8 protein-coding genes are annotated in these 11663 nt (G+C 57.7%); all 8 read right to left on the reverse strand.

The genetic code is table 11. The features are described from left to right. Window positions 1-518 precede the first annotated feature (518 nt). Window positions 519-1403 (reverse strand): GDP-mannose 4,6-dehydratase, encoded by an 885-nt coding sequence (locus GO615_RS26255; protein ID WP_169132814.1) that lies wholly within the window; start codon window positions 1401-1403, stop codon window positions 519-521. Window positions 1404-1414: 11 nt separating this feature from the next. After that, window positions 1415-2446: a GDP-mannose 4,6-dehydratase gene (gmd, locus tag GO615_RS26260; RefSeq protein ID WP_169132815.1), complete on the reverse strand. Its 1032-nt coding sequence runs from the start codon at window positions 2444-2446 to the stop codon at window positions 1415-1417. Window positions 2447-2468: 22 nt separating this feature from the next. Next, the gene (locus GO615_RS26265) at window positions 2469-5006 is read right to left on the reverse strand and encodes a glycosyltransferase family 4 protein (protein ID WP_281358757.1); all 2538 of its coding nucleotides are present in this window, start codon (window positions 5004-5006) and stop codon (window positions 2469-2471) included. A gap of 394 nt (window positions 5007-5400) precedes the next feature. Further along, on the reverse strand, window positions 5401-6777 hold the full coding sequence (locus tag GO615_RS26270) for a glycosyltransferase family 4 protein (protein WP_169132817.1): 1377 nt from the start codon (window positions 6775-6777) through the stop codon (window positions 5401-5403). A 176-nt stretch (window positions 6778-6953) separates the two neighbouring features. Then, entirely contained in the window at window positions 6954-8072 is a 1119-nt protein-coding gene (locus tag GO615_RS26275) for a glycosyltransferase family protein (protein ID WP_169132818.1), read from the reverse strand. Beyond that, window positions 8069-8698: a histidine phosphatase family protein gene (locus GO615_RS26280; RefSeq protein WP_169132819.1), complete on the reverse strand. Its 630-nt coding sequence runs from the start codon at window positions 8696-8698 to the stop codon at window positions 8069-8071. The genes GO615_RS26275 and GO615_RS26280 overlap by 4 nt, the downstream gene beginning before the upstream one ends. Next, entirely contained in the window at window positions 8695-9663 is a 969-nt protein-coding gene (locus tag GO615_RS26285; protein ID WP_169132820.1) for a glycosyltransferase family protein, read from the reverse strand. The genes GO615_RS26280 and GO615_RS26285 overlap by 4 nt, the downstream gene beginning before the upstream one ends. 112 nt (window positions 9664-9775) lie before the next feature. Next, window positions 9776-11663, reverse strand: a 1888-nt coding sequence (locus GO615_RS26290) for a glycosyltransferase family 4 protein (RefSeq protein WP_169132821.1), incomplete at its 5' end; no start/stop codon positions are given.

An 11663-nucleotide genomic window follows, 5' to 3' on the forward strand; every position in this document is an offset into this window, starting at 1 on the left:
ACGTTGCTTGTTACAAACGTGCCACCACACGAGTTTTAGAAAAATCGGCCTGAAACCCGCATGAATACTGAGGCGACTTCGCCAAAATCGTCATTTTTCGGGCTGAACTGTCGAACTCCGGTGGCCAATTCCCGAAACCGCATGAACGCCGCCGGGCCACCGATATCGCAGGATGCCGGAGCCGTCCAAGAGCGGCACCGGACGACCCTCGCCTCCTGCCGCCGCAGCACCGAAGGCTTCGATCTGGTCGACAAGGTGAAGATCGTGTTCTCGATACCGAACGGCCGGGTTGCTCCACAGACCTGCCTAATGGCCTCCTGCAGCCCGCCCGGTGGGTCGGGAAAATAGGTCCGATAGACGTGAAGAACGCGTAAAGAGGGTGACGTCATTATTCACCCCCCCGGAAGCTCTTACTTGGCTCGATCGTTCCGGGAAAAAGCGACTGCTTCCCGCCTAACGCCGCAATCTTCGCGATGCGTCCCGTGCAAATGCGACCTAAAACAATCGGCATGGGCAAGTCACTGCTCCAACATCCAGCTAAGCGTCTCTTCCAAGGATGGCGTCACCCAGTCGCCGATGATGGACCGCAGTCTGGATGGGTCGCCGCACAGGCTCTTTACCTCGTTGGCGCGAACAAACGCCGGATTCACTTGCACGCGAATCGAACGCCCGCAAATCCCTTCCGCCATTGAGACCACTTCACGCAGAGAATGGGTCTGGCCGGAACACACATTGACCGTTGCTCCCGCTGGACAGGCCTCCAACAGCCGACGGTACGCCTCGGCTACCGCCCGCACATCGGAAAAATCTCGCCACACATCCAGATTGCCAAGCTCCATTATCTCCTCACCGCGGCGGAAGTGGCTAACGATCTTCGGCAACAGGAAGGATTCCGACTGCCCCAAGCCGGTGTAGTTGAACGGCCGGGCGATCACGATCGGCAATTTGTCCGCCCAGAGTCGGGCCATGTACTCCATGGCCAGCTTGCTAACCGCATAATCGTTGGCCGGATTGGGAGGAACCCCCTCGCCGAGTACGCCTTCAATGGCGTTGCCGTACACATTGGCACTGCTCGCCAACAGCACACATTCCGGCGTCTTGGCACATGCAGCCAACGCGGCGAGCAGGTTGCGCGTGCCGATGAGGTTCACCGTGTAGAAAGCATCCGCATCGCCATGCCCAACAAACGCAATCGCAGCCAGATGTACGACAGCATCGGGCTGAACCTCTGCGATCACAGTGCGCAACCCCGCCGAATCCAAGAGATCAACGCGCCGATACCGGCCATCGCCCACTTCGTCATGCGAACCGATGCCACACACGTCCCACCCGTGCCGCTCAAGCTCGGCAGCAACATACCGACCAGTGAAGCCCTTGATGCCCGTTATCAGCACGCGTCTCATCTCACCCCCGCTCAGAACGAGCAGCCTCGCTCGTTACGCAGGACATCCGCCTCCACCATCATCTGGCAGAGTTGCTCTAGGGACGTCTTCGGTTCCCAGCCGAGATCGACCCTAGCCTTCTCGGCGTTGCCAATCAGCAGATCGACCTCGGCCGGGCGGTAGAACTTAGGATTCACGCGAACCAGCGTCCGGCCAGAGATGCGGTCGATACCAACCTCATTCTCCTCTTTCCCTTCCCACCGCAGGTCGTAACCCACGGCCTTTCCCGCCATGGTCACGAAGTCACGCACGGTTTCGGTCCGGTTCGTCGCCAGCACATAAGTATCGGGTTTGTCGGCCTGCATCATCCGCCACATGCCGTCCACGTACTCCTTTGCGTAGCCCCAGTCCCGCTTGGCGTCCAGGTTGCCGAGTTCGAGTACATCCAACTTGCCCAGCTTGATCTTGGCGACGCTGTCCGACACCTTGCGCGTAAGGAACTCGCGGCCGCGCAGCGGCGATTCGTGGTTGAACAGGATGCCGCTGGTGCCGAAGATCCCGTAGCTCTCGCGGTAGTTCACCGTCATCCAGTGTGCGTAGAGCTTGGCCACGCCGTAGGGGCTACGCGGGTAGAAGGGGGTGGTCTCCGTCTGGGGAATCGCCTGCACCTTGCCGAACATTTCGGAAGTGGATGCCTGGTAGAAGCGGATCTTCGGATTGACGATACGGATCGCCTCAAGCAGGTTTGCGGCGCCCAGACCGGTTATCTCCCCGGTGGTGATCGGCTGCTCGAAAGACACCCCCACGAAACTCTGGGCAGCGAGGTTATAGACCTCGGTCGCGCCGCTGGTCTGCAGCAGGCGGATGCTGGAGGACAGATCAGTGAGGTCATACTCCACCAGGTGCAGATCGGGGTGATTCTGGATGCCGAGTTCCTCGATACGCCAGAAATTAACCGAACTCGTACGACGGAAGGTGCCATAGACCTTGTACCCCTTCTGCAGCAGGAGCTCAGCAAGATAGGCTCCATCCTGGCCAGTAATCCCCGTTACCACAGCTTTCATTCTCTTTTTCCTCAAATAACCATCAAATTGAATCCGACCACTCACCGCCCAGGATAACTTTCAACAAGTTCTCCGTGCTCCGCTGCCAGTCGATCACCTTCACTCCATCGGGCCTCAAAACAACGTTGGATCGATAGTCTGCAATCCATTTCCTCATTACTGCAGCCAGATCACGGCCTTCAAGCCCGGAGAAATAGCGCGCGCCATGGCCGGCCACCTCCCGATGAACGGGGATATCACGAACGATCATCGGGATGCGATTGATCGCGGCCTCGACTATCGGCAAGCCGAAGCCTTCGCCCAGAGAAGCGCCAAGCAAGCACTTCGAACTCCGATACACCTGAGCCAGATATTCGTCACTGACGCCGTTCAACCAGAACAGACGCTTGCCGAAGTGCCGGTGGCTCTTGATCCGCTCGGCGAGTGCCTCGACGTTCCAGCCCTGCTTCCCGACAAATACCAGACACACATTCTCACCAGCCTCCCACAGAAGATCTGCGGCGTCCAGAATCTGGGCATGTCCCTTTCTGGGCTCTATCGTGCTCACCGACAAGAAGCTCATTGCCCCCCCGATCGCCTCAAGAACCTGTCCGGCATCGTCCGGAAGACCAAAAGTAGGTACGGACTGCTCGATATCCGCGCCATTGTGGGACCAACCAATCAATAGGCGCTCGGCACGTGCCGGCGGATTCTCCTGCAACCAGGCTTTCAGCTCCTCCGAAACCGTTCTGGAAACACAAACCAGTCCGTCAGCCGATTCGGAAAGCACCTTCAGCCATCGGCGATGATCTTCATACGTCGCCGGAGGGAAAAACTCCGGCGACAAGACCGGAAGAAGATCGTGGATCATGAAATAGACCCGAACGCCGAATTTACGCAAGGCTTCGTAGAACTCGGACTGATACGGGATTACATGATGTTGCATGTCCAGACCGAAAAACACATCGCTCGAGCAGAAATCGATGTAACCCTCCTTGGCGAGCTCCTCCGGACAATACCGCCGCCAGATTTCAGTCGCATACCGGTATCCCTGGCAATCAGTTGTTGCGTAAACTGGCTTGACTATGAACCCTTCCGGCGGTTTCTTAAACAATGCCTTCAAAATGCTTCGAACGACCCGCTGTATGCCCGACTTTCCGTCCCGCTGAACAAGTTCTGAAACGTCCACGAACAGGGCCCGAGGAAAACGAGAGCGGCTATGCGCCACCCGATCTCGCAGAATGTCGAGGCACCATTCGTTCCCTTCAATCCCGGGCAACCGTTCGATTTTGGGGAACAGCCATTTGGGGGGGAACTCGGTCCCGACAAACCTGTTGATTCGCGACGAGTATCCCTCACTGCACCGATGCCACGCCTCCATGCCCTCCAACGCCCTTCTTGCCGACACGTCCCACGAGAATTTGCGAGCCTGAACCGGCCCATGCGCCCGTAAGTCCAGCAGCAGATCGGGAGTGTTGATAACCTCCTCGATCTTGGTCGCAATGGCTAGGGGGCTGAATGGATCAAACAGCACATCCTGCCGTCCCAGAACTTCGGGGATGCTCGTATTGTTCGAACCAATGACCGGAGCTCCACAAGCAAGAGCTTCGAGCGCAGGCAGACCAAACCCCTCGTGCCACGACGGAAAGACATACAAAGCGCAGAGGTTATAGAAGATCACGAGCTCTTCGTCAGTCACGCGGTCAGTAATCACTACATCATCTTCATCTCCCAACTTCTGACGCGAGAACGCCCGGAATTTCTCCTTATGATCTCGCGGCAAACCTCCCACGAGAACAAGCTGGTACTTTCTCCGCATCTCCGAGGGCAGAAGAGAATACGCCTCTATCAGGCCAAGGTGGTTTTTGCGATCGTCGGTTGCGCCGGAATACATGATGAATTCCCTGCCTACGCCGTATTTCTCCAGCACGGCCCGGCGCGTCTCTTCAGACACCGGGACACGACGAAACACGTCGTCCACTGCAGCGCCGATATTGATTACATCCTCTGGAAATGCATGGAGGTGTTCGATGGCCTCCTGCCTGGACGACTCCGAAATTGCGAAAAGCAGATCGGCCTTCTCCATGTAGTCCAGCTTTTCGTAATACGGCTTGCGAAACGCAGGATCCAAATCCAGGTAAACACTCTTCTGGATCAATGGAATCAGATCGTAGAAAGTGACAGCGACCGGAAACGGATGCGGCGCGCGGCCAATACTATGCACGCCATTATCCCCGAACCCCTCCATGAGACTGCTGATGTGAACGAAATCGGGATTCAGACTCTGTATGAATGCCTCCCGCGTCAGCTCGGCAGCAAACCTCCGCCAGTCATTTGCCGGATCCATGGCATGGACCGGCCCTGCGGCGTCCCAGACCCTGATGTTATCGAACGGGACAAGCCCTTCCAATTCCGCACGAATCGAACCTAAGGTTTCCGGAAACAGTCCATTCAGAACAACAAAAAACTCGTGCTCCTTACCGTTTCTGATCAACGCCTTCGCGAGTGCCATGGAATACCGTCCAATACCACGGAACCGGCTCCCCGTTTGCGCCCCCTGAAGATCCAACACAATTCTCATCTCATACACCTGATTCTAGTCTTCAAACACCACGTATCCACCTGATGGCCAAACCAAGATGCCGCGGGTCCGATTGGCCAGCCGCATCGTGCGCTTGTACCAGACAGCACAGGCGAGTCCAGGCATCCTGCACCTGGGTCAGCAACGAAGACCCGAGCCCCGAATTGCCCACATCCAATTCGGTAGAAAACAGCAGTTCAGCGCTACAGCAGGACTTGATCACCCGCTTGCATCTTCGAGCCACAAAACCATCGACCTCGACGCGAGAGCCACGCAGCCGCAATGAAAACCTCGAGGCACTCCGGAGGAACCAGCCCCGCTCACCACGCTCTGCCGGATGAAGGCCGTCCCCCGCAACGCCTGCGCCCTCCGGGGCCGGCCCCCGCGCCAAACACTACGCATCACGCTCCTCGGCCGACGTCAATGCCCCGTCCAGCCAGAACAGGTCACGAAACATCACTCCAAGTTCCCGCTCCCCCTGGACGACTACATCGCCACGCACCCGAATGCAAAGTTCCCGTTTCGCTCCGTCAATGCGGGGTGGCAGTTCCAGCGAATAGGAATCCCACTGAGTACTCACGCGGACCGCCTCTCTAAACAGCTCGCCGTCGAGAAAAATATCCACTTCGATATCCGACGGGGCCCACCAGCGCCACGCAACAAGCCCTTCATTGACCACCAGAGTCGACTCCCGCCGGCTCCAGACAAAGCACCCCTCGTCATCAAGCTCCGGAGCGTTGAAGCCTTCACCGCTGATCTTCCGACTGGCGAAATAAGTTGCTTTCTCGTTCTTCTGCGCCAATACGCTTTCGTAGACCGGGATCAGCCGCTTGATAACGTGTTGCCACGCGAATGCGGTTTCGACGCTGCTCTGCATCGAAGGAGGCGGGGAAACGAGAGCCGCATCGATGGCCTGAACGATGCTGTCGACCCGGTCAGGATCGGCGTAGATCGCGCCCTGCCCGAAATACTCCGAAGTGGAGCCTTCCGCCGTGACCACCACGGGACGCCCGCACGCGGCGGCCTCCAGCGCAGCCAATCCAGGTGTTTCAAGCGTGCTGGGCAGCGCAAACAACTCGCACGCAGCAAAGGCCGAACGTAGCAATTCCGAGCCATGTGGCAGACTGCCAGCGTGCAGCCATTGTTCACCGCCCTCGCTTGCACACTGATCGGCGTAAGCCTGGTCTCTTACGTGACCAAGAACCACGAGCCTCAAATCCGGGAAACTCTTCATCGCGCGGACAAGTGCCAACTGGTTCTTCCGCCGCTCGATGTTCGCAACATTCAGTACGAACTTCCCTTTTAAGCCGAACGCTTGACGAAAGATAGCCGGGGCAACCGGGATGAAGTACGTCGCGTCCACACCGTTATATACAGTGTAGAACTTCCCTCGTCTCAATCCAAACGTGCGGGAAAGCTGCTCGCACTCCAAGTCGGAATTGCAGACAACGGCATCAGCAATGGTCAGTGCCCCGCGAATGTCGTCCACCGGGTACTGATGCATCGTTTCTTCGGTAATCCAGAGGTTAGGCGAAACGACGATCGGTATTCCTCTGCGGGCGCAGAAACTCAGGAATGGGAGAGAGCCTGGCATGCATGAGAAGAAATGCATGACGGCATCCTTCACCAGTTGCTCCCCCCCTTGCCACAGATCGAACAGCGCAACGTCGATCCCAGCGGCTTCCAGATGGTGTCTGTAGTGCAGCAGCTGGACTTCCCCGCCCCCCGGGGGAGCGAATGCAAATGGGTAGGTATTGAAAACGATGTTCAACGGCTGCTCCAAAACAAATTTTCAGTCATGTTTCAAGGGAAGCGCCCCCGGATACCGCAATCTCTGCATGCTCATGCGAAAGCGCAGAAAGCAGACTTTCGACATCACCCGAGAACCCAACTGACACACCTGCAGTACACATTAAGGGACACGGCACACTAGAGAAAGAAAAGCGTCTAGCGAACGCCATCCAGATCCGAAGTGAGCTGTGCGGCAAGGATGTCGCACCCACTGGCCAGTTGCTGCAACAGCCGGGACAGGACACGAGCGCCGTCTCTCACATGAAACTCACGCAAGACATGCTCATAGGCCTCATCGCTAACCGTCTTCCGCAAGGAGCTTGAAACCGCATACTCCTCCATGGCATTCAGCCAGTCCTCGAAGGTGTTCTCGACAAGCAGCCCGGTCCTTCCGGGGATTACACAATCCCGATAGATCTTCGCCGACGAGTAAATTCCGGGTATCCGTGCCACCCCGTAATTGATGTACTTGAATGGGTTCTTGCACGCATTGAAGTCCGCGGACTCTGCATCCTCTGCGGCGCCGAGCGGCGTAATGGCGAACATGTAGTCACCGGACACAATCGCCCTCATGTACTCCTGATAGGGCATTCTGTTAGTGAAATGCAGAAACGGCAGTGAAAACATTTCCGGAAAGGGATCACCGAAAAAATCCAGCACGCACCCCGGATGACGCATGAAGAATACGTTCAGCGCACTGAGGATTGCCTCCTTGGACTCCTGAACCTTCAGAAAATCGGCATTGGTAAATAGAACTCTTCCTGAGCATTCACTCGACCCACGCCCATCAGCACGTCGCCCATAACGCTCCACCCACATGCCGTTCGGGAGATACACGAGCTTCGCGTCAGGCACGACCAGTGGAACGCGTCGCATCAACTCTCGGTTTGCGACGGTCACAAAATCACACAGCCTGATTATCTCGATCGAGTGGTTATCCGCGGCACAGGCGGCACCTCCGCTATAGCTCGGGAAGGAGAATATCCAGTCGTCGATGTCGTAAATGACTCCCTTGCCAAGCCGGCGGGCCAGACGAACCAAATACAGGGTTCTCGCCGACCGATGCTTGCTAAGCAGCATGACGTCACACCATGCCACTGCACGTTCAATACAGGCATCGCTTTCGGATACGGAACAATGCTCCAGTCCGGACTCGCTGCCGAGATAGTCCAGCGCTTCCGTCAACCTGGCGGAAACAGAAAGAGATGGCGCCCCGGGCGCCACGAGGGACTCCCTGTGCAGCACGAGCACGCGGCACTGGTCTTGGTTCTTCATCTGAGCGCCGCCGCCGAAGTTGGCACAAAAGGCACAGGACCGGCCGAAAACCCTCTCAGTCGGAAGGACGGATTTCCGCTCCCCGAGGGCACCCGTGACTCAAGAATGGAAACACTGGCATGGGACGGCAGGAAGGCCGGAAACCGATCCATCCCTACACCAAGCATCTGCTGTAGCAGACAACTGATCGGACCAGAATGCGTGACCGCGAGAACGACATTTGCGTCGCTCCTCCGAATATCTGCCCAGGCGTTCGCAACCCGCTCGTGCAGGTTCTGATGTGACTCCCCCGCCGGATAGCAGTTGAGATTAGATCCGTAGAAATCCGGCCATGACTCCAGGAACGATTCAAGCGACATGTCGGCGGCAGATCCGGCGTCCGTCTCGCCGAGACGCTCGTCAACGACCCATGGCGCGCCTGGATAAAGCAAATCGGCGGTTTGCCGGGCGCGCCCCCAGTGACTGACCAGATAGCGGTCGGGCACGACCCCGGCACCACGCAACCACCCCCCCAGCGCATCGGCTTGACGACGCCCTTCATCGACAAGCCCGTCCGCCGGCGTCCCTGTCACGAGTCGCGCCACATTGGCCTTCGATAGCCCGTGCCTGACCAGATATACGATCATTCGGCAGCCCTTCTCAGGACATTAACGAGTGGCACCATGGCATTCGGGAAACAATATTCGGACACATGAGACGACAACGCTGCATTGCGTGCCGAGCGCCCCAACACCCTGTCAATGCCGGCAGCGATGTCATCGGCCGCACGCGGATCCACGTACTCGGCATGCTCCAGGAAATGCTCACGCGACCACTCGGAATCGCTGAGCAGCAGGCGACAACCCGACAACCCTGCGTCCAGCGCCGAAAGCCCCGCGGGTTCAAGCGACAATTCCGCGTAGAAGAGCGCATTCTGGAACGCCGAACGCAGGATTTCGGAACGCTGCGGCAGGCTGTCAATGAACATCACATCGCTGCCCCCGGCCTTCCGGCAGCTTTCGTAGTACGCCCGATCACGATACTTGCCTACAAGCACAAGCGGAATGCCTCTTTGCCGCAACGGGTCAATAATGGAGCGCTGGTTCTTGCGCGGCTCGATCAGACCGATCCAGAGTGCGTAATCCCGCACCCCGTACAACTCCGGAAAAAGAGCACGCGGCACCGGCTTCAGATGGCTCATATCCGCCACGGCCTTGCACTTGACGATCCGGGCTTCCGGAACGTCAACCAGCGACAGGAAATTCCGCATCTCGGCACCGGACTTGAATGTCACATAGTCCGCCAGCGCAACATGCTCCCGAATCGCGTTGACGGCCGCGTCATCGAGCCCGTCGGCCCAAAGATTCGGCCACAGCACCACCGGTTTTCCCGCCTGCTTTATCTGACGCAAAAGAGACAAGCCACCGCCATGCACGGAGAAATGCAGGACAACATCGTAGAATTCGAGAGGCCGGGAGTACGGCCCATAGATGTCCGCAATGATCCCGCACTGCCGCAAGCCATCCGCGATGGAAAGAAGTTCATACTCCCCCCCGCCTCGCACCACGAACGCCTCGTGATAGGTTGTTATCAGGACAGTCAGCTTTTTCATTCAAATAACCAAGTATTCAGTTGCCTTCTCCAGCCGGACGACCGGAAAACGAAGCTGCGTCCCGCCCCCTGGTTACCGGTGAAGGCACGAGGGCGTGACCCGGCATATCGCCTTACGAGGCGCTCACATGCGCAAGTCGTTGCGCATACGCAGCGCCGACAGCCTCCGGAGAATATCGCGCATGAACGAACGCCCTGCCCGCCGAGGCGATCGAATTACGGGACTCCGCCTGGTCAAGACATCTGTGGAATGCCTCGGCAGCGGCTCCTACATCGGGATCAAACCAAACCTGCCCTTCACCGAAGGCATAATCCCCTTGCGCAAGAGGTATCGTCCGCCCCTGCACAAGGAAGGCCGTCTTCTCGGTCGTGAAATCCCTGTTTCCGGAATAATCCGACACGATGACCGGCTTGCCCAATAGCATTGCTTCGGCGATGTTTCGGCCAAAACCTTCCGAACGATGCAGTGAGACAAAGCAGTCACACACCGATTGCAGGCCCAGCAGTTTGTCCTTTGTCATGGTCTCGACAACCAGACTGATTCGCTCATCCCTGGCCGCATGCTCGACAACGCCTAGCCAGTCCGACTGAGCTTCGTTCACATTCATGGCCTTGACTAACAGGCGCACGTGCTTGCTTTTCGGGAAGGCGGCTGTGAACGCCCGAACCACCGCCAGCGGATTCTTGCGTTTCAGACTGGAGTTGCCATCCAGAACCGTCAGGAAGACAAAGTGGTCCTCCGGCAACCCAAAATCCTTCCTCGTCCATTGGCTGAGTCCCACAGGAAGACGGACTACCATCGGCATCTGAAATACGGGCTTAGTGGTCGCGGCACACATGGCTGAAGCGGTAAACGCCGACGAGGCCCAGATCTCATCGGCCACATCGAGCACACACTTCATTGAGTGCGGGAAGTTCGGCAACTCCCACTGCCAAAAGGCGATGTTATACCTGCGATCCAATATGGTCTCCCGGGTTTTCCCGAGCAATCGCAGAGTTTCAAAAAAAGGCAGGCAAATCAAGTTAGTGTTATAAATTGGCACATCAGTCTCGGCATTCACCACACTGAGATCATTTTGCCGAGCACCGATCCTGAGCGGCAGCCGAGGTACACACGCATCGATACCGGCAACTTCACAGGCAGTGAATGCCATCCGTACATCTTCGCCTATTCCGAACTCCCCCCTCCCGTATCCGAGAATATTCACCCCGGTGTTCAAATACTGTCCGGACAAGCACAACGTGTTGGTATCCGAATCCACCCTATCCATCAATGGGATTTGTGCTCGTGGCGGCTGATCAAGCACGCCTTCTCCATATTCACGATACCAATCAGCAAGCCGCCGCCGCCCCCCAACCTCGGAGATATCGAACGTCCGCTGAAGATCCTCCCGACTAATCCACAACGCATGAAGCCCCCTCGTTATCAAAGGTGGATCACATGACATGGGAGAGAGGGCACTCCAGTCGTCGTTCCCCCCGAGCCCCGCATATACCGGATTGTTCAGACCATGGCACATCCACCACCCGATCAGCCCGGTGCGCCCAGCGGCGTTAGCCAAATCAATGGAAGCCTGAAGTTCGGGCAGTGCGAGCGCCAACGCATGCAAGCCGCGTGTAATCACCAGCGGCTGATCCTGCTCGACCAAGGGTGACGCCTCGGCACACATTCCGGGGGTGACCAGATCGGTGAAGGCGTCCAACGTCCGCCCACTGCACATCCACCAACGGATCAACTCCGCACGGCCAGCGTTGGTGGCCAGATCAAGGAAAGCCTGAAGCTCGGGCAGTGCGAGTGCCAGCGCATGCAGGCCGCGTGTGATCACCAGCGGCTGATCCTGCTCGACCAACGGCGATGCCTCGGCATACATCCTGGGGGCGACCAGATCCACGAAGCCGTCTAACGTCCGCCCCTTGCTCATCCACCACCTGATCAGTTCGGCACGCCCAACGGTGGTCGCCAGATCAACGGAAGCCTGAAGCTCGGGTAGCGTGAGCGCG

It is taken from the genome of Aromatoleum evansii, from assembly GCF_012910805.1.
GTDB classification, from domain to species: domain Bacteria; phylum Pseudomonadota; class Gammaproteobacteria; order Burkholderiales; family Rhodocyclaceae; genus Aromatoleum; species Aromatoleum evansii.

Excerpts from the sequence above, each read along its gene's own strand:
- gmd (WP_169132815.1), bottom strand. The coding sequence starts at position 2,446 with ATGAAAGCTGTGGTAACGGGGATTACTGGCCAGGATGGAGCCTATCTT.
- GO615_RS26265 (WP_281358757.1), bottom strand. The coding sequence starts at position 5,006 with ATGAGAATTGTGTTGGATCTTCAGGGGGCGCAAACGGGGAGCCGGTTC.
- GO615_RS26255 (WP_169132814.1), bottom strand. The coding sequence starts at position 1,403 with ATGAGACGCGTGCTGATAACGGGCATCAAGGGCTTCACTGGTCGGTAT.
- GO615_RS26275 (WP_169132818.1), bottom strand. The coding sequence starts at position 8,072 with ATGAAGAACCAAGACCAGTGCCGCGTGCTCGTGCTGCACAGGGAGTCC.
- GO615_RS26280 (WP_169132819.1), bottom strand. The coding sequence starts at position 8,698 with ATGATCGTATATCTGGTCAGGCACGGGCTATCGAAGGCCAATGTGGCG.
- GO615_RS26285 (WP_169132820.1), bottom strand. The coding sequence starts at position 9,663 with ATGAAAAAGCTGACTGTCCTGATAACAACCTATCACGAGGCGTTCGTG.